The 18,421-nt window shown below is 66.2% G+C and carries 16 protein-coding genes; 6 read left to right on the top strand and 10 right to left on the bottom strand.

The genetic code is table 11. From position 1 onward, the window contains the following. Window positions 1–11 precede the first annotated feature (11 nt). A complete protein-coding gene (locus tag AC07U1_RS01895; protein ID WP_495178748.1) occupies window positions 12–1,055 on the bottom strand; it encodes a phosphotransferase family protein in 1,044 nt (347 codons plus the stop codon). 46 nt (window positions 1,056–1,101) lie between these two features. Between AC07U1_RS01895 and AC07U1_RS01890 the strand changes: the two genes are divergently transcribed. After that, on the top strand, window positions 1,102–2,049 hold the full coding sequence (locus AC07U1_RS01890; protein ID WP_495178747.1) for a DUF7064 domain-containing protein: 948 nt from the start codon (window positions 1,102–1,104) through the stop codon (window positions 2,047–2,049). Between the two features lie 17 nt (window positions 2,050–2,066). Here AC07U1_RS01890 and AC07U1_RS01885 read toward each other — a convergent pair whose 3' ends face one another. Continuing rightward, window positions 2,067–3,050, bottom strand: coding sequence for a phytanoyl-CoA dioxygenase family protein (locus AC07U1_RS01885; RefSeq protein WP_056344027.1), 984 nt, complete (start codon window positions 3,048–3,050; stop codon window positions 2,067–2,069). 138 nt (window positions 3,051–3,188) lie between these two features. On the opposite strand from AC07U1_RS01885, the gene AC07U1_RS01880 reads away from it, so the two are divergent. The 4 genes from AC07U1_RS01880 (at window position 3,189) to epsC (ending at window position 7,787) form a co-directional block, all read left to right on the top strand. Continuing rightward, window positions 3,189–4,172, top strand: coding sequence for a GlxA family transcriptional regulator (locus tag AC07U1_RS01880; RefSeq protein WP_495178746.1), 984 nt, complete (start codon window positions 3,189–3,191; stop codon window positions 4,170–4,172). A gap of 84 nt (window positions 4,173–4,256) precedes the next feature. After that, complete coding sequence (locus tag AC07U1_RS01875) at window positions 4,257–5,264, top strand: NAD(P)H-dependent flavin oxidoreductase (RefSeq protein WP_492735988.1); 1,008 nt, start codon at window positions 4,257–4,259, stop codon at window positions 5,262–5,264. Between the two features lie 40 nt (window positions 5,265–5,304). Continuing rightward, window positions 5,305–6,525 carry an aminotransferase gene (locus tag AC07U1_RS01870; RefSeq protein ID WP_495178745.1) on the top strand — a complete coding sequence of 407 codons (1,221 nt, stop codon included), beginning with the start codon at window positions 5,305–5,307 and terminating at the stop codon, window positions 6,523–6,525. A gap of 329 nt (window positions 6,526–6,854) precedes the next feature. Beyond that, entirely contained in the window at window positions 6,855–7,787 is a 933-nt protein-coding gene (gene epsC / locus AC07U1_RS01865; protein WP_495178744.1) for a serine O-acetyltransferase EpsC, read from the top strand. 15 nt (window positions 7,788–7,802) lie between these two features. Here epsC and AC07U1_RS01860 read toward each other — a convergent pair whose 3' ends face one another. Genes AC07U1_RS01860 through AC07U1_RS01840 form a run of 5 tightly spaced genes read right to left on the bottom strand, consistent with a single transcriptional unit; the run spans window position 7,803 to window position 13,020 of the window. Then, window positions 7,803–9,473, bottom strand: coding sequence for an arylsulfatase (locus AC07U1_RS01860; RefSeq protein ID WP_495178743.1), 1,671 nt, complete (start codon window positions 9,471–9,473; stop codon window positions 7,803–7,805). 30 nt (window positions 9,474–9,503) lie between these two features. Next, window positions 9,504–10,274, bottom strand: coding sequence for an ABC transporter ATP-binding protein (locus tag AC07U1_RS01855; RefSeq protein ID WP_495178742.1), 771 nt, complete (start codon window positions 10,272–10,274; stop codon window positions 9,504–9,506). Window positions 10,275–10,284: 10 nt separating this feature from the next. After that, complete coding sequence (locus tag AC07U1_RS01850; RefSeq protein ID WP_495178741.1) at window positions 10,285–11,145, bottom strand: ABC transporter permease; 861 nt, start codon at window positions 11,143–11,145, stop codon at window positions 10,285–10,287. Next, window positions 11,142–12,122 carry an aliphatic sulfonate ABC transporter substrate-binding protein gene (locus AC07U1_RS01845; protein ID WP_495178740.1) on the bottom strand — a complete coding sequence of 327 codons (981 nt, stop codon included), beginning with the start codon at window positions 12,120–12,122 and terminating at the stop codon, window positions 11,142–11,144. Before AC07U1_RS01845 ends, AC07U1_RS01850 begins: the two co-directional genes overlap by 4 nt. Window positions 12,123–12,147: 25 nt before the next feature. Beyond that, window positions 12,148–13,020 (bottom strand): TauD/TfdA dioxygenase family protein, encoded by an 873-nt coding sequence (locus AC07U1_RS01840; RefSeq protein ID WP_495178739.1) that lies wholly within the window; start codon window positions 13,018–13,020, stop codon window positions 12,148–12,150. Between the two features lie 582 nt (window positions 13,021–13,602). Between AC07U1_RS01840 and AC07U1_RS01835 the strand changes: the two genes are divergently transcribed. Further along, window positions 13,603–15,057: an amidohydrolase family protein gene (locus AC07U1_RS01835; RefSeq protein WP_495178737.1), complete on the top strand. Its 1,455-nt coding sequence runs from the start codon at window positions 13,603–13,605 to the stop codon at window positions 15,055–15,057. On the opposite strand, the gene AC07U1_RS01830 is transcribed toward AC07U1_RS01835, so the two are convergent. From AC07U1_RS01830 to acnA, 3 genes are read right to left on the bottom strand one after another with little or no spacing between them, the layout of a single operon-like run. After that, window positions 15,054–15,329, bottom strand: a complete 276-nt coding sequence (locus AC07U1_RS01830) for a CBU_0592 family membrane protein (RefSeq protein WP_495178736.1) — start codon at window positions 15,327–15,329, stop codon at window positions 15,054–15,056. The two genes, AC07U1_RS01835 and AC07U1_RS01830, sit on opposite strands and share 4 nt — an antisense overlap. 49 nt (window positions 15,330–15,378) lie before the next feature. Next, complete coding sequence (locus tag AC07U1_RS01825; RefSeq protein ID WP_495178735.1) at window positions 15,379–15,666, bottom strand: ribosomal protein L7/L12; 288 nt, start codon at window positions 15,664–15,666, stop codon at window positions 15,379–15,381. A 16-nt stretch (window positions 15,667–15,682) separates the two neighbouring features. Continuing rightward, on the bottom strand, window positions 15,683–18,355 hold the full coding sequence (gene acnA / locus AC07U1_RS01820) for an aconitate hydratase AcnA (RefSeq protein ID WP_495178734.1): 2,673 nt from the start codon (window positions 18,353–18,355) through the stop codon (window positions 15,683–15,685). Window positions 18,356–18,421: the final 66 nt, after the last annotated feature.

Below are 18,421 nucleotides of genomic sequence, written 5' to 3'. Positions count from 1 at the left end.
GCGTCGTGCGCCTAGCCGGGGATCAGTTCGCCGAGCAGTTGCACCGCCGGATTGGCCGCGCCGCGGGCTTCGGGAGGCAGGCGTCCGGCGGCGATCGCCAGCGCGCGGGCGCGCTCGCTGATCAGTGCGAAGCGATAGCCGGCGAAGACGATGTGCCATTCCATCGCCTGCGCCTTGCGCCCGGCCTCGGCTTCCCACAGCGCCACGGTCCGTTCGGCGTCGCCGATCCCGTCGAGCCGCGGCACGCCGGCGGCTTCGCAGATCATCCGGTCGTAAAACAGCCACCAGCCAAGGTCGGTCTCGGCGCCGCCGAGCGAGGCGGTTTCCCAATCGAGCAGCGCGGTGCAGCGGCCATCGGCGAACAGCAAATTGGGTGGCCGCGCATCGCCCCACGCAAAGCCCGGCGGGCGCGGCGCGGGGCGATGATCCTCCAGCCACCGCCGCGCATGGTCATAGAGCGGCAGGTGGGGGATGGCAGCCCAGCCGCGATAGCGGTCCCACCGCACCAGTTCCTGCGCCACGCCGTCGACACCCGGCGCGATTCCCGGCGGGGCGAGAAAGGCGAACGGCGCGGGATCGAGGCGGTGGAGCCGCGCCATCAACGCAATGCCCTGCGCCCACATCGCCTCGCGCTCGGCGCGCGTGGCGGTCGCCAGCAGTCCCTCGCGATGATAGTCGTTCGGCGGCGCCACCCCCGGCGCGCGCGCCATCAGGAAAAAGGGCGCGCCGAGAATGTCGGGGTCGTCCTCTTGCGCGATCGGCGTCGGGATCGACAGGCCGGATTCGCCCGCCAGCACCTCGATCACCCGATATTGGCGCGCGACCGACGGGTCCTGATAGACCTGATGGCCTCGCGGCTCGATCCGCAGGACCCAATGGGCCGGCCGATGATCGGGGCCGACCAAGGCGTCGATCAGCCAGGTTTCGCTCGACGCCCCGCCCTGCGCCGCGATGATCGCCCCGATTTCGACGCCTCCCAATCGGGCCAGTCGGCGCTTCGCCCAGTCGCCGAGGCGCCGGCGCAGGTCGTCCGGGCTGCGCTCAGCGTGCGGCATCGCGTGGCCCTTTCGCGCTCGTTACGACGCCAACAAGGATAGCGCCATGCATATCTTTTCCGAAGCCGACGACCGCCCCCACCGGCCCGATGACGATCCGCTGTGGCAGGAAAGCAGCCTGTTCGTCTGGCACGACCTCGATGCCGGCGTCGGCGGCTTCTGGCGCCTGGGCCAGGAACCCGTCGCGGGCGCGGTCAACAGCTGTTTCGGCCTCTTCACCCATGACGGACTGCGCTTTCGATCGAATGTCACCGGCACGGCGCTCGATCCTGCCGACCGGGGCGAGGCGCATATGGGCTGGGGTCCGCATCTTCGCGTATCGTTCGACGGCGACGCGGCGATCGTCGCCGATTTCGCCGACTGCGAAGCGGCGCTGCGTTTCACCGACTTCCACCCGCGTTTCGACTATCATGCGGTCGCCATGCCGGGGCGCCAACTGACCGGTGCGGCGCATCATTTCGAGGTGTCGGGGCGGATGACCGGGACGGTCCGCATCGGCGACCGCGAGATCGCGATCGACGCGCTCGGCTATCGCGACCGCTCGTGGGGGCGGCGCGACTGGTCGCAGAGCCGCGGCACCCGCTGGTGGCCCTGCGTCTTCGGTCCCAACCTCACGACCCACATCATCCATCTCGTTCACGCGGGACGGGTGATGAAGGTCGGCTATGTCTGGCGCGACGGGACGACGATCGCGATCGTCGACAGCGACCTGGTGGTCGGGCTCGAATCGGACGCGCTGACGCCGCGGCATGGCGAAGCGGTGCTGCATCTGGCGACCGGCGAGGTGTTGCGCGTCGCGTGCGACCGCGCCGACGCCATCTTGATGCAGGTGCGCGGCTATACCGCGGTCGAGACGATCGGCACCGCGACGCTGGATGGACGGCGCGGCATGTCGAACCTTGAGGTCAGCACCAACGCCGCTGGCGGCCATGCCGCGCCCTTGTGCACCCTGGGGTCCAATGCGGCCGACGGCCTCAGCCGGCGATCGCCCTAGCCAGCGCACCGACCGCGTCAGTTTTCGGATGCGCGGCGCAGCGTTTCGGCATGGTCGCCGTCGAACACCACGACGATCCGCTTGCCGGGCGCCGCGCTCGGCACATAGTCGGACCGCTTCTGGCGCACCCCGGGGTTTTCGATGCGGATGAAGGTCTGGTCGTCGACCGCGAAGCCGCGTTCCTTGCCGTCCAAGGTGCGCACGCGGATCGAATCGGGGGTCGCTTCGACGATATCGGCCATCAGTACGCGCGGGTCGGCCGCCGACTGGACCCGCGTGTCGATCGTCACGCGGCAGCGGTTCGAAACATTGGGCATGCTGGCGTGCGGGGTGCAGGGATTGAGGATCAGCACGTCGCCGGGGAAATAATCGGTCGTCGCCCAGCTGTCGTCGGGGATCACGCCTTCGGGGATCGAACTCGGCGTCTTGGCGATATTGTGGAAAAATCCCCGGTTGCACTGGCGCACCGCCAGCATCAGCCCGCCGACCTCGCGTTCGCAATTGGTCAGCGGGGTCCACACCGGCTTGTAATTCTTGATTCCGGGGCTGAAAAATCCGTCCTGATGGACGCCGGTGACCGATCCGCCCGGCGGATAGGCGCGATATTGCACGATCGGGATGATGCACGCGGGTTCGCCTAGGATCTGTTCCATCAGCCGCATATTGGTCGGATGCTCGATCAGCTTGCGCGCGATGCCCGAAAATTCGGGGCTCTCTTCCATCCCGCCCGGCGACGGCGTGCCGGTCCACACCGGCTCGGTCGCGCCGGCTTCGATCAGGCCGTGCTTCTCCATCACCGCGAACATCGCCTGGCGTGCCTCTTCGACCGAAGCGGCGTCGAGGACGCCGCGCAGCAGGATATAACCCTCCTCGTCATGGAAGCGGATCAGCGCGGCATGATCGTCGAGCAGATGGTTGCAGGATTGCAGTTCCTGCACCGGCTTGACGCTCAGGACATCGAGATCCTTCGCATCGGGCATCGAGATGGATTGCACGGCCATGAGCTTCCTTTCTGATCCTCTCCGCCGCGACCGGTATCGACCGGCTCTCCAGCATCGCCGATGATTTGAGCGAAAGCCCGTCTCGACAACAAGGGGCGTTTTTGACATTATAGGAGGGCATTTTTCCGAAAGCCGGGCATGTCCTACATCGCCGCCGTCGTCACTTCGCCCAGCTATGTCGCCACCCTCGGCGCGATCATCGACGCTCATGCGCGGCTCGGGGAGGTTTTTGCGACCAATCCGGCGCTCGGCGACTATGCCCGGATGCAGACCGAGCTGCGGCTTCTCGCGGCCGAACCCGGTCCGATCGCGCTGGTCGGCGGGCGGCGTTTCGCCGCCGACGCGACCCTCGCGGAAACCGACGACCCGCGCTTCATCTTCCTGCCCTCGTTCCAGCTGGTCGATCCCGATGCGATGGCGGGGCTGCTGTCCGGCTTCGCACCCCTGCATGCGTGGCTCCGCGAGCAGAATGCCAAAGGCGTCGATATCGGCGCCTGCGGGGCGAGCGTGTTCCATCTCGCCGGGGCGGGGCTTCTCGACGGCCGTGCCGGCGCCGTGGGCGCCCGGCTGGTGCCGGCGATGCGGCGGCTGTTTCCGCGTGTGGCGATCGACCCCGACAATGTAATCACCCACGCCGGCAACATCTGGACCTGCAGCCGCGACGCCGACAGCGCCGCGCTGGTGGCGCGCCTGTTCGCCGAATCCTATTCGATCGCAGTGGGGCGCGGCATCGCGGCGCGCGAACCGCCGGGTCCGCTGGCTGCGGCACTCGCGTCCGCCGCCGACCCCTTCGTCGCCCGCGCGCAATTGTGGATCCGTGACCGCTTCACCCGCCGGTTCCGGATCGGCGACCTGGCGCGCGACCTCGGCGTCAGCCACCAGTCGCTGATCCGCCGCTTTCGGGCCGTCGGGTCGGCGACGCCGCGCGAATTCGTTCAACGCACCCGGGTCGATTCGGCGATGATCATGCTCACCGAAACCCGCCGTTCGGTGACCGAAATCGCGCAGCTGGTCGGCTACACAGACATCCCGTCCTTTCGCCGCGTTTTCTTCGCGGCGGTCGGCATGTCGCCCGCCGCCTATCGCCGCGCGCATCGCGCGGCGCGGCCAGAGGGCGCTTGACAAGCGCTCGCGCTTGCGGTTCTAAAAACATATATATAATTAAACTGTAAATGTCGCGGAGGCGACAGGGTGGGAGGATTTCTTATGGCGCTTGAACCTGCACTGCGCGACCGGATGGTCCTTCCGGCGGTCTGCGCCCCGATGTTTCTGGTCAGCAACCCCGCGATGGTCCGCGAAGCGTGCAAGGCGGGGATCATGGGCGCCCTCCCGCGTCAGAACGCGCGCAGCTTCGAAATGTTCGAATCCTGGCTGAAGGATATTCGCGAAGACCTCGATCGTCATGCTGAGACCCATCCCGGTGCGCGGGCCGGTCCGCTGGCGGTGAACCTCGCCTCGCGGATGGACCCCGCAGAGGCGGAGCGGCATCTCGAAGTCGCCAAACGCTATGGCGTCGACATCATCATCAGCGCCCTCGGCAACCCCGCCGAACTGACGCGCCGGGTCCATGACGCGGGATTGAAGATATTCCACGACGTGGTGTCGTTCCGCTACGCGGAAAAGGCGATCGCGGCGGGGGTCGACGGGCTGACCTGCGTCGGCGCGGGAGGCGGCGGCCATTCGGGCAGCGTCGGTCACCTCGTGCTGATCCCGCGAATTCGTAAGATTTTCGATGGCACCCTGTTGATGGCGGGGTCGATCTCGACGGGAGCGGCCATCCGCGCGGCCGAAATACTCGGCGCCGACCTCGCCTATATGGGGACCCGATTCATCGCGACGCAGGAGGCCGGCGTCGATCCCGAATATGCCCGGATGCTGGTCGAATGCCATTCGGAGGATTTGATGTTCACGCCCAAAATCGCGGGCGTGGCGGCGAACTGGCTGCGGCCCTCGATGGAAAGGCTGGGCCTCGACCCCAAAAATCTGCCCGCACCCACCGGTCCCGGCATGAGCCACGATCATTTGCCCGAAGGCGTGAAACCATGGAAAAATCTGTGGTCGGCGGGTCAGGGCATCGACCTGATCGGCGACGTTCCGGCTATCGGCGATCTTGTGCTCCGTCTGCGCGCCGAATATCTGGCGGCCTGCGCGCAACCCAGTTTCGCCGATGTCGCGCGGCTCGTCGATCAGGCGCTGGACGCCGCCGAGGACTAGCATCCGCCTTTACAGCGATGGCTCCGATGCGCGACAATCCATGCCCAATGCGCTGCCGGAGTGTGTCGTGACCCGCCTGAATCCCATTTACGAAGCGATGGAACCGACGATATTCGAATATATGTCGGGCCTCGCCATTGCGCATGACGCGATAAACCTCGGGCAAGGCTTTCCGGACGAGGCCCCGTCGCCGGACATGATCGAGGCCGCGGCGCGGGCCCTGCGTGAGAAATCGAACCAATATCCGCCTGCTTTCGGTCTGCCGGAGCTGCGCGACGCGATCGGTCGTTTCTATGGGCGCCGGCAAGGGCTGCGTATCGCCCGCGACCAGGTGGTCGTAACGTCGGGCGCGACCGAGGCGCTCGCGGCGTCGATCCTGGCTCTCGTCAAGCCCGGCGACGAGGTGATCCTGTTCCAGCCCGCCTATGACAGTTATGCGCCAATGATCCGGCGAGCGGGCGGGATGCCGGTTTCGGTCCACCTCAGCCCACCCGATTGGGGGTATGATGCCGTTGCCCTCGATCGCGCGATGACGCCTCGCACCCGCTTGATCCTGTTGAACGATCCCCTCAATCCGGCGGGCAAGGTTGCTTCCGGGAGCGAGCTCGCGCTCATCGCCGCAGCATGTCGGCGCAACGATCTGGTCGCGATCTGTGACGAGGTCTGGGAAGACGTCCGGTTCGACGGCGTGCCGCATCGCTCGCTCTGGTCGATGCCCGGCATGGAAGAGCGGACGGTGAAGATCGGCTCGGCAGGAAAAATATTCGGACTGACGGGATGGAAGACGGGCTGGCTCTGCGCGTCACCCGACCTGGCCCGGGCCATCGGCCGCGCGCATCAGTTTCTGACCTTCACCACGCCGCCGGCCTTGCAGTGGGCGGTCGCCGAGGGGCTGGATCGGCCCGACAGCTGGTTCGCACCGCAACGCGCGGCCTGGGCAGCGTCGCGCGAACGGCTTGCCAGGGGTTTGACCGATGCCGGCTTTGCGGTGCTGCCGAGCGCGGCAACCTGGTTCCTTTGCATCGACCTCGCGGCGTCGGGGATCGCGATCGACGACCGGAGCTTCAGCGAGCGGGTGGTCCGCGAGGCGGGCGTGGCGTCGATTCCGGTCTCGGCCTTGTTCGAGGGCGAGGGGCCGCGCCATATCGTGCGGCTGTGCTTCGCAAAGGACGCTGCCGTCCTCGACGAGGCGGTGGAGCGGCTCGCGCGCTTTCGTGACGGGCTGACGGCCGAAGGGAACGATGGCGCGGGGCTTCGCTGAGGCGAAACTTTTGCTTTCGCGCGGCCAAGAAAGCTTCGCGCGACATATCTCAATCAAATAAGTAGATAAATTGCAGATCTTCGGATCTCGCGGCTTTTGATAGCTGTCAGCTTGCTCCGCGTCACCAACGGCTAAAGCGCACGAAGACCTGGCGACACGTCGGATTCGTGCTTCTGTAAAGGAGATACGAATATGAGAGTCCGGCGCCAAGAAGGTCCCCGTCGCCGTCAATCGACCCTGTCGCAGCCCCTCCCGCATCCGTCATGGCTGCCGCATCCGGCGGACAGGCGGCGCGTGAGCGCGCAGGAATTCTGGCAGCGGCTCGGCCTGTGATCGGGACAGCCGACGCGGATCGGCCCGAACTGACCGATGGTGTCGCGGCGATCGCATCCGAACTTGCCGAGATTCGCCGCGAATGGCGCGACGCCTATGGTCACAATGCGGAATATGGCAGTGACGGCTTCCCGTCGCGCGGCGATTTGCTGAAGATCGTCGGGGCGCTGTGCGGCGCGCTCTATCCGCTCCGACTCGGTCCCGATTTCGTGCGGCCGCACAACGAGCATGTGTTCGTCGAACAGACGCTGCAGACGACGCTTGCGCGGCTTTACGGGCAGGTGCGGCTCGAACTCATCTACGCCATGGCCGACGAAACGACCCATGCCGTCGATGCGCGCGCGGCCGCGATCGTGCGGACCTTCACCGAGCGGCTACCGGCGCTCCGCCGCCTGCTCGATAGCGACGTCGAGGCGGCGTGGCGCGGCGATCCCGCCGCGCGCAGCGTCGACGAGGTGCTGATCTGCTATCCCTCGATGCTGGCGATCATTCATCACCGCCTTGCGCATCAATTGCATGTCGATGGCGCGAGGCTGGTCGCCCGGATCATCGCGGAGGTGGCGCACGACAAGACGGGGATCGACATCCACCCCGGCGCTCAGATCGGCGACAGCTTCTTCATCGATCATGGCACGGGGGTGGTGATCGGCGAAACCGCGATCCTCGGGCGCAACGTCCGACTGTATCAGGGCGTGACGCTCGGCGCGCGCAGCTTCGCCGCCGACGAGGCGAGGGTGATGGTGCGCAACATTCCGCGCCACCCGATCGTCGAGGACGATGTCGTGATCTATGCCGGCGCGACGATCCTCGGCCGCGTCACGATCGGCGCGGGATCCGAAATCGGCGGCAATGTGTGGCTGACGCATGACGTCCCGCCGAAGAGCCGTGTCATTCAGGCGCGCGAGCAGAACAGCATAAGCGGCGCGTAGACGGCCCACGCGGGGTCATGCGGTCTCCCGTTCGCGCGGATCCGAAATCCAGCCGGCCTCGAACGCCGCCGGGTCGCTGTCGAAGAAGCTGATCGCTTCCTCGATGACGCCATTGTCGCGCACATAGTCGCGCCAGTGGGCGAGCAGTTCGGCGAGCTTGTCGGGACGGGTTGCGGCGAGATCGTGGACCTCGCCGCGGTCCTGCGACAGGTCGTAGAGTTGCCATTGCGACCTGCCGTCGGCGCCGGGGACATAGACCGCCTTCCAGTCGTCCTTGCGCAGCGCGCGGCGGCCGAACAGCTCCCAGCCGGTCGTCGTGCCCGCGGGGTGGATCGCCTCGGCGCCGTCGAGCCAGGCGGCGAAGCTGCGCCCCGATGGCGCGGCGATCGCGCGGCCCCGGTAGCGGGTGCCCGGATGCTGAACCCCCGCGAGTTCGAGCAGCGTGGGCGTGACGTCCTTGACCGTCCCGAACACCTGCGAAATCTCGCCGGCGCGCTGGCCGCCCGGCGCGCGGATGATCGTCGGCACGCGGATGCCGCCCTCGGTCGTGTAGGTCTTGACCAGCCGCGACGGCGCGGTCGCCGCCTGCGCCCAGCGCGGACCGTACCAGGCATAGGAGCCGGGGCGGCCGAGATTGTCCAAGCTGTTGTCGCAATGCTCGGCGATCAGCCTGGCGAACACCGGGCCCATGATCGGCATCGCCTCGACGATCGCGCCCTCGGCGCCATTGTCGGAGAGGAAGATGACCAGCGTGTTGTCATATCGGCCGGTGCGCTTGAGGTGGCCGACGACGCGCCCGACATTCTGGTCGATGCGGTCGACCATCGCGGCATAGATTTCCATCGTGCGCGCCGAATGCGCGCGCTGCTCGGCGGTCTGGTCGGCCCATTCGGGCTCGCCCTCGGCAACAACCGGCGCGATCGTCGTGTCGGGCGCCACCAGCCCCAGCGCCTTCAGCCGGTCGAGCCGGCGCGCGCGCAGCGCATCGGGGCCGTCGTCATAGACGCCGCGATATTTCTGGATGTCGGCGTCGAGCGCCTGCAGCGGCCAGTGCGGGGCCGAGAAGGGGAGGTAGGCGAAGAAGGGGCGATGGTCGCCGGCGGTGTCGGCTTCCTCGAAAAATTCGATCAGCCGCGTTGCGAAATAGTCGGTCGAATAGAAGGGCGTCGGCAGGTCGGTCACCCATTCGCCGTCCTCGGCATAGATCGGGCCGCGCGCCGCGATGCGGTCGAGCGGGCCGCCGCCGAAATGGTCGGCGCCGCCCGGCAGCAGCGCAAAGCTGCGCTCGAACCCGCGCGCGTGCGGCGCGCGGTCGAGCGTGTGGCCGAGATGCCATTTGCCCGACAGGATCGTGCGATAGCCGGCATCGCGCAGCAGTTCGGGCAGCGCCGCGACGCTGTCGTTGAGATAGCCCTCGTAGCCCGGCGCGCCCTTGAAGTCGGGGCGCACCGTCTCGATCATCGAGCCGATGCCCGCGATATGATGATCGACCCCCGAGAGCAGCATCGCGCGCGTTGGCGAGCAGGCGGGCGCCGAGTGGAAATCGGTAAGCCGCACGCCCTCAGCGGCGAGCGCGTCGAGGTGCGGGGTGTCGATCTCGCTGCCGAAAGCACCGAGATCGGAAAAGCCCATGTCGTCGACGACGATGAGCAGGACGTTGGGACGGGCGTCGTTGGTTTTCGTCATGGCGAGGTCCTTGGGTTGGGGGGGATGGAATTATTCGGTCTGCGGCACGCCCAGTTCGGCGAGCAAGGTGTCGCGCAGTGCGTCGAATTCCTTGCCTCCGGCGCGGCGCGGGTGGGGCAGGCGAACGCGGGTGTCGTATCCGATCGCGCCGTCCTGCAGCACGAGGATGCGGTCGGCGAGCAGGATCGCTTCTTCGACGTCGTGCGTCACGAGCAGCGTCGCGGGGCCGTGCGCCTGGCACAGCTCGCCGATCAGCCGCTGCATCTTGAGCCGGGTCAGCGCGTCGAGCGCCGCGAAGGGCTCGTCGAGCAACAGCAGCCGCGGTTCGCGTACCAGCGCGCGGGCGAGCGCGGCGCGTTGGGCTTCGCCGCCCGATAGCGTTGCGGGCCACGCGTCGGTACGATGGTCGAGGCCGACCTCGGCGAGCGCGGCCTCGGCGCGTTCGCGCGACGCCTGCTTGCCGCTCAGGCCGATCACGACATTCTTCCAGACCTTTTTCGACTGGACCAGGCGCGGCTCCTGAAACACGACGGTGCGCGCCTCGGGAACCCAGGCCTCGCCGCCATCGGGGGCATCGAGGCCGGCGAGAATGCGCAGCAGCGTCGTCTTGCCGCTGCCCGACGCGCCGAGCAGCGCGACGAATTCGCCGCTGTGGATCGTGAGGTCGAGGCTGTCGAGGACGCTATTGCCCGCAAAGCTGCGGCTCACTTCGCTGGCCTCGACTGCGACCGGGTGATGCAGGAAACTGGGCTCGGCGACGCGCTCGGCGGCTGCGAAATCGATCGAAAGGACGGCACTCATGGACAATCTCCTATCGGACGGCAATGCCCGCGCGCCACGGCATGAACAGCCGTTCGAGCGAGCGGACGATCAGGTCGGCGCTGAGGCCGAGGACGGCGTAGATCGCGATGCAGATCAGGATGACATCGACCTGCTGATACATTTGCGCGCTGTTGAGCAAATAGCCGAGCCCCGCGGAGGCGTTGATCTGCTCGGCGGCGATCAGCACGAGGACCGAGACCCCCAGCGCGAAGCGCAGCCCGGTGAAAATCTGCGGCAGCGCCAGCGGCAAGACGACGTCGAGGATCAGCCGGCGGCCGCCGAGTCCGAAGCTGCGCATCGCCTCGATCACCTTGCGGTCGACATTGCGCACCCCGGCATAGGTGTTGAGGTACATCGGGAACATCGTCGCGAGCGCGATGAGGAGAAGCTTGGGCGCCTCGCCGATCCCGAACCAGACGATGAACAGCGGGACGAGCGCGAGGAAGGGGATTGTGCGCAGCATCTGGAGCAGCGCGTCGAACAACTCCTCGCCGAGCTTCGACAGGCCGGCGATCGTGCCCAATACCAGCCCGAAGATGATACCCACCGCGCCGCCAACGAGCGCGCGGGTGAGCGAGGTCGCGATCTGCGTGGCGAGCGCCTGCTCGGTCCACAGCTGTTGCCATCCCGCGGCCAGCCCGGCGGGCGAGGGGAGGATCGACGGGTCGATCCAGCCCGCGCTCGTCGAAACCGCCCAGAGCGCGACAACAATCAGGGGTCCGATGGCGCGGCGGACAAAGGACAGCTTTTCGGAGTGGTTTCCGGCCTGTCGGACGACCGGCTGGACGAGCCGGCCGGGATCGCCCGACGCGGTCAGCCCCGACGCGGCGATCGGCGTCGGCGCGTTCACTTCGCCGCCTCCTGCGCGGCGACGATGCTGTCGTAGCGCTTGTCGAAGATTTGTGACGCGTCGAGCTTCTTGCGGATCAGCCCTTCCTTGAGGAACAGATCGGCTTCGGCCTGATGCGCCGCGATGATGCTGTTGTCGATCGGGGTGTATTTCGACGGCGATCGCTCGATGATCTTCTCGGCGATGTCGATGCCGACATTATATTGCTTCGCGAGCGCCGGTGCGGCCTTCTTCACATTTTCGCGCTGCCAGCGCTGTGCGCGCGCCGCCCGCGCGGCAAGGTCGCCGATCGCCCTGGCCTTGGCCGGATCCGCCAGCGCCGCGTCCGACGCGACCAGATAGTTGAAGCCCGGCGTATAGTCGGCGCCGTTGGCGATGATCCGGATCTTCCCCGCTTGTTCGAGTTCGGTCAGGAAGGGTTCGGTCAGGATGATCGCATCGGCCGCCCCCTTGTCGAGCAGGCCCGTGCCGAAACCCGTCGCCTGCACCTGCTTGATGTCCTTGAGCGACAGGCCCTGCTTCTCAAGCAGGTTCGCGATGAAATAGTGCAGCACCGTGCCCTTCATGAAGGTCACCGACTTGCCTTTCAGATCGGCGGCGGTGCGGATCGGCGAATTGGGTTTGACGACGAGCGCATAGGCCGATCCGCCCGCCTTCGCCGACTGGCTGACCGCGACGACCTTCACCGGGCTGCCCGCGGCCTGCGCGAAGATCAGCGGGGTTTCGGCCATCCAGCCGACGTCGATCGATCCGCCGGTCTGCGCGGCGATGATCGGCGGGCCGCCGATGAAATTGGCCCATTCGATCTTGTAGTCGGTCGGCTGACCCTCGCCCGCGACGTCGAGCGAGGATTTGAGCGCGTGGAGCTGGTCGGCGACCTTCAGCGTCGTGCCGCTTTCGGCCGCGCCGCCGCACGCGGCGAGCGACAGAAATGCGCCGGCAACAATCGCGCGAAGTGGGGTGAGGGAGAGTTTCATGGTGACCGCCTTTGTTTGTTCTGGGTCAGGCGGCGGTCGGGCCGACGGGGCGGTCGCCGACGATCGTCACGCGCTCCATGTGGCGCGCCTCGCTATAGTCGGGGACGGCGTAGTGCTGGGTGGCGCGATTGTCCCAGAAGGCGATCGATCCGGGCTGCCAGCTCCAGCGCACATGGAATTCGGGGCGCTTCACCTGATCGAACAGCCGCGCGAGCAGCGCCTTGCTCTCGTCCTCGGGCAGGCCGACGATATGGCGGGTGAAGACCGAATTGACGTAGAGCACTTTCTCGCCGGTCTCGGGATGGATGCGCACCACCGGATGTTCGACCGGCGGGAAGCTGGCGCGGAGCGCCTCTTTCTTCTCATCGCTGTCGAGGAACTGGATGAAGATGCTCGGATCGTGGATCGCGGTGAGGCCGTCGATCCGCGCCTTCGTCTCCTCGTCGAGCGTGTCATAAGCGGCGACGGCGTTGGCGAACACCGTATCGCCGCCTAGCGAGGGCGAAACGCGCTGGATCAGGATCGATGCCGCCGACGGCTCGGCGCGAAAGGTCGTGTCGGCGTGCCAGTTGCTGTCGGTCGACTGGCGATATTTGCCTTTCAGCTCCTCCGAAATCAGCGGCAGGATCTGCGGATAGTCGGGCAGCGAAAAGACCGGATGCTCTTCAAGATCGCCGAACGCGGCGCCGAACGCGATATGCTGTTCGCGCGTCAGATTCTGGTCGCGAAAGAAGATCACGCGATATTTGAGGAGCGCGGCGCGGAGCGCGTCATAGCTGTGCCGGTCGATCGGCTTGGCGAGATCGATGCCGGTGATCAGCGCGCCGAGGCTCGGCTGGAGCGGTGTGACATCGAAGAGTGCGGTTGCGGTCTCATGCTCGAGCGTCTGGACGGTCATGTCGAAGTTCCTTGTGTCGAATGGGAGGCGGGCGCCAGAATGGCGCGCAAATGGGTCGGCGATCGCGCAGCGGCGATTCCGGTATGAAGCGGTAAGCTCGCCGCTGATGAGATAGGCGCGCGCTCTGGGCTAGAGGTGGCGCACCGTTTTGGACATGTGGTCGCTATCGCGGCGGAGAATATTGCATCGTATCACCTCATCGAATGAGGGGAACACGATACCTGGCGCTGTCGCCTGAGCATCGCGCGCTTTAGCTGTTGGTAACGCGGAGCAAGCTGCTTCCCGGTCAAAAGCCGCGAATCCCGAAAATCGATGCCGGTCGGGATCAGCCCGGTAATTCAACTTGATTGGTAGAGTTGAAATGGTCAAGCCTAGTTTCGCTTTCAGGCGGCAAAGCGTCGCTGGGTTGGCCCGTTCCGTCGCGACCGGGCACGGGTGATCCTTTAGGGGCGTCATCGGGGTGACGACATTGCGAGCGCGCGTTTCGCGAATGATCGCGCGGGAGGCCGGACGGCGCTTCATCCTTGTTCTATCCGGCATGGCGGCGGTAAGGGATTTCAACTTCGCAAAAAGGTCGTCCCCATGAAATTCCTGATCGCCACTCTCACCTCGGCCCTGCTCGCCTTCGCGACTCCCGCGCTGGCGGCGCCGCGGCAGGGCGATGTCATCATTCGCCATGTCACGCTGATCGATGTCGAGGCGGTGAAGGCGGTGGAGGACCAGGCGATTGTGTTGCACGGCGACGATATCGTCGCGGTCGGTCCCGATGCCGCGATCGCGCAGGCGTGGCGTGCGAAGCAGCGGGTCGAGGGCAAGGGCAAATATCTGATCCCCGGCCTGTGGGACATGCATGTCCATTTCGGCGGCGGACCCGACCTGATCGAAGAAAATGCGGCGTTGTTTCCGCTCTATGTTGCCAACGGCATCACGACGATCCGCGACTGTTCGGGCGACCTCGCCGACCAGGTGCTCGCGTGGCGCGGCGCGATTACGGAGGGCAAGCTCTTCGGCCCGCGCCTGCTCACCTCGGGCGCGAAGATCGAAGGGATCGCGCCGCTGTGGAAGGGGACGATCGAGGTCGGCAGCGAGGCCGATGTCGATGCGGCGCTGGACCGGCTGAAGAACCGCGACAAGGTCGATTTCGTCAAGATCACCGACAGCACATTGAAGCCCGAGCTTTTCCTCTATGCGCTGAAGCGGGCGAAGGCGCTCGGCATCCGCACCTCGGGGCATATCCCGATGGCGCTGACGACGGGGCAGGCGGTCGACGCGGGGCTGAGCTCGATCGAGCATCTCGACTATGCCTATAATGCCGGGGCGAAGGACGAGGCCGCAATCGCCGCCGATTTCGCCGCAGGCCGCATCGACCGCGCCGAGGCAAACCGTCGGCTCGACAGCGGGTTCGACCGCGACACCGCGATGACCGCCTATCGCCGCTTTGCGCAGCAAGGTGTGTTCGTCACCCCGACGCTCAACGGCAGCCGGATCATCGCCTGGCTCGACCGCGACGATCACAGCAAGGACGCGGGGCTCACCTATATGGGCCCCAAGCTGCGCAAGACCTATGAATGGCGCGTCGAGCGCGCGGCCAAAGCCGATGCGGCGGCAATCGCCGCACGGCACAAGCAGATCGAGGATGTGGGCACCATCCTGCCGATGCTCGCCGAGGCGGGGGTGCCGATCATCGCGGGGACCGATGCGGGTTTCCTCAACAGTTTCAACTATCCGGGCTTCGGGCTGCACGACGAGATCGCGCTATTCGTCGAAAAGGGGCTGACCCCGGCGCAGGCGCTCGCTGCGGCGACGCGCGCGGGGCCGGCGTGGTTCGGCTGGCTCGATCGTTATGGCGCGATCAAACCGGGCATGGCGGCCGATCTGGTGTTGCTCGATCGCAACCCGCTGGAGGACATCACCGCGACGCGCGCGATCGACACTGTGGTGATGCGCGGGCTTGTCCATGACCGGGCCGCACTTGATAAGATGCTCGCCGATACCCGCGCGAAGGTCGCGGCCTGGAATGCCGCCGCGAAGCCCTAGTGGACCGTCGCGCGCGCCGCAGTGCGCGCGCGCCAGACGCTCCACAAAGTGAACAGCCCCATCGCCGCCCAGATGACGTTGAGTCCCGCCGATGGCAGTGCGCCATTATAGCCCGAGTTGATGACGAAGCCGCCGGCGCCGACAACGTTCATCCACTGGTAGAGATAGCCGCGCGGCTCGAGCTTGCCGAGCGAGATCAGGATATAGCTGGCGAGAATGATCGCGGCGGCGGTCCAGCCGATGATCTCGATGCCGATGTTGAATGCGCCCATATCTCGTCCCTTCGCGGCCGTTTGCGCCGCCTGTTTCGGGGACGGCCGTTCAGCGCATGCCCCGTTCGAGTGCTTCGACCGCATCCTTGGCTTCGGCAAGCCCCAACCCGGTCTTTTCGCGCATCAATTTGATCGCCTCGATCTTGCGGTTCTGGCGGATGAGGTCGAGGATTTCGTCATCGCTGATCCGTTCGTCGCCGACGTGGACCATGGGGCGCGGTGCAGGACGTGGTGGCGCTGTCAGGTCGCGCTGGTCGCCCTGACCCTTGCGGATCAGGAAGAGGGTCAGCGCGACCCCAAGCAGCAGTCCGAGGACGAATGGGATCAAGGTGCCCATCGTCCTCGCCTAGTCCTTAAGCGGCCAGCTTGCGCAGCACATAGTGCAGGATGCCGCCGTTCATATAATATTCGACCTCGTTCGCGGTATCGATGCGGCAGAGCGTGTCGAAGGCGAAGGTCGAGCCGTCGGGGCGGGTGACGTTCACCGTGACCGTCTGGCGCGGCTTGAGGTCCGCGACGCCGGTAATGGTGAAGATGTCGTCGCCGGTCAGCCCCAGCGTTTCGCGCGTGTCGCCATCCTGGAACTGCAGCGGCAGCACGCCCATGCCGACGAGGTTCGAGCGATGGATACGTTCGAAACTTTCGACGATCACCGCGCGGACGCCGAGCAAATTGGTGCCCTTCGCCGCCCAGTCGCGCGACGAGCCGGTGCCATATTCCTTGCCCGCGATGACGACGAGCGGGGTGCCGTCGGCCTTGTGGCGCATCGCGGCGTCATAGATCGGCATGACCTCCGAACCGTAACGCGACATGCCGCCTTCGATGCCGGGGACCATTTCGTTTTTGATGCGGATGTTGGCGAAGGTACCGCGCATCATGACGTCGTGGTGGCCGCGGCGGGCGCCGTAGCTGTTGAAGTCGGCCTTGTTAACCTGATGTTCCATCAGCCATTTTCCGGCCGGCGAGTCCGCCTTGATGCTGCCCGCCGGAGAGATGTGGTCGGTGGTGATGCTGTCGCCGAGGATCGCGAGCGGCTTGGCGTCGATGATGTCCTTCACCGGCGCCGGGGTCATCGTCATGCCCTCGAAGTACGGCGGATTGGCGACATAGGTCGACCCGGCACGCCACTGATAGGTGTCGCTGCCTTCAACCTCGATCTTCTGCCAATGCTCGTCGCCCTTGTAGACATGGGCGTAGCGCGCGACGAACATGTCGCGGTCGACCGCGCCGGCGACGGCCTCGGCGACCTCGAGATTGGTCGGCCAGATGTCGGCGAGGAACACGTCCTTGCCCTGCTGGTCCTGCCCGATCGGGGTGGTGGTGAAATCCTCGATCACCGTGCCCTTCAGCGCATAGGCGACGACGAGCGGCGGCGAGGCGAGGAAGTTCGCGCGCACGTCGGGCGACACGCGGCCTTCGAAGTTGCGGTTGCCCGAGATCACCGCCGCGGCGACGAGGCCATTTTCGTTGATCGCCTTCGAAATCGGCTCGGCGAGCGGGCCCGAGTTGCCGATGCAAGTCGTGCAGCCATAGCCGACGAGGTTGAAGCCGATATTGTCGAGATGCTGCTGCAGCCCGGCCTTGACCAGATAGTCGGTGACGACCTGCGACCCCGGGGCGAGGCTGGTCTTGACCCACGGCTTGGGCTTCAGCCCGAACGCATCGGCTTTCTTCGCGACGAGCCCGGCGGCGACGAGCACGCCGGGGTTCGAAGTGTTGGTGCAACTGGTGATCGCGGCGATGGTGACGTCGCCATCGCCGATGTCGAAATCCTTGCCCTCGACCGGAACGCGCGTCTGTTTCTTGTTATAGACGCTCGCCATGTCGGCGTTGAACACATCGTCGACGTCGGGGAGCGAGACGCGGTCCTGCGGACGCTTCGGCCCGGCGAGCGACGGCACGACGGTGCCGAGGTCGAGTTCGAGCGTGTCGGTGAACACCGGGTCCGCCGCGCCCTCGACGATCCACAGCCCCTGCGCCTTGGCATAGGCCTCGACCAGCGCGATATTTTCGTCGCTGCGGCCGGTCAGGCGCATATAATCGATCGTCTTGTCGTCGACGCCGAAGAAGCCGCAAGTCGCGCCATATTCGGGCGCCATATTGGCGAGCGTCGCGCGGTCGGCGAGCGACAGCGAGGCGAGGCCGGGGCCGAAATATTCGACGAAGCGACCGACGACGCCCTTGGCGCGCAGCATCTGGGTCGCGGTGAGCACGAGGTCGGTCGCGGTGACGCCTTCCTTGAGCTTGCCGGTGAATTTGAAGCCGACGACTTCGGGGATCAGCATCGACACGGGCTGGCCGAGCATGGCCGCTTCGGCTTCGATCCCGCCGACGCCCCAGCCGAGCACGCCGAGGCCGTTGATCATCGTCGTGTGGCTGTCGGTGCCGACGCAGGTGTCGGGATAGGCGACGGTTTCACCTGTCGCATCGGCGCTCGACCACACCGCCTGCGCGATATGCTCGAGGTTGACCTGGTGGCAGATGCCGGTGCCCGGGGGGACCGCCTTGAAATTGTCGAGGCTCTTCGATCCCCATTTCAGGAAGTCGTAACGCTCGCCGTTGCGATAATATTCGATCTCGACATTCTGCTCGAACGCCTTGGGGGTGCCGAATTCGTCGACCATCACCGAGTGGTCGATGACGAGGTGGACGGGGACGAGCGGGTTGATCTTGGTCGTGTCGCCGCCAAGCTTGGCGATCGCGTCGCGCATCGCGGCGAGGTCGACGACGCAGGGAACGCCGGTGAAATCCTGGAGCAGCACGCGCGCCGGGCGATACTGGATTTCCTGGTTCGAATGCGGGTCCTTCTGCCAGTCGACCAGCGCCTTCACGTCATCGGTCGACACGGTGAAGCCGCCATCCTCGAAGCGCAGCAGATTTTCGAGCAGCACCTTCATCGAAAAGGGCAGCCGCGACACGTCACCGAGCTTCGCCGCGGCCTTGTCGAGCGAATAATAAGCGTAGCTTTTGCCGCCGACGTCGAGCGTCGAGCGAGTTCCAAGCGTGTCGTTGCCGGTGGTCGTCATGGTGCAGCAGTCCCCTGTAGGCGCGGCGGGGGAAGACCGTCCGACGGACCGAGCGGGAGAGCGGGG

This window comes from Sphingopyxis sp. GW821-FHT02C12, assembly GCF_059421785.1.
The sequence above is the reverse complement of the archived record's forward strand: the minus strand, read 5'-3'. Positions and strand labels throughout refer to the sequence as shown.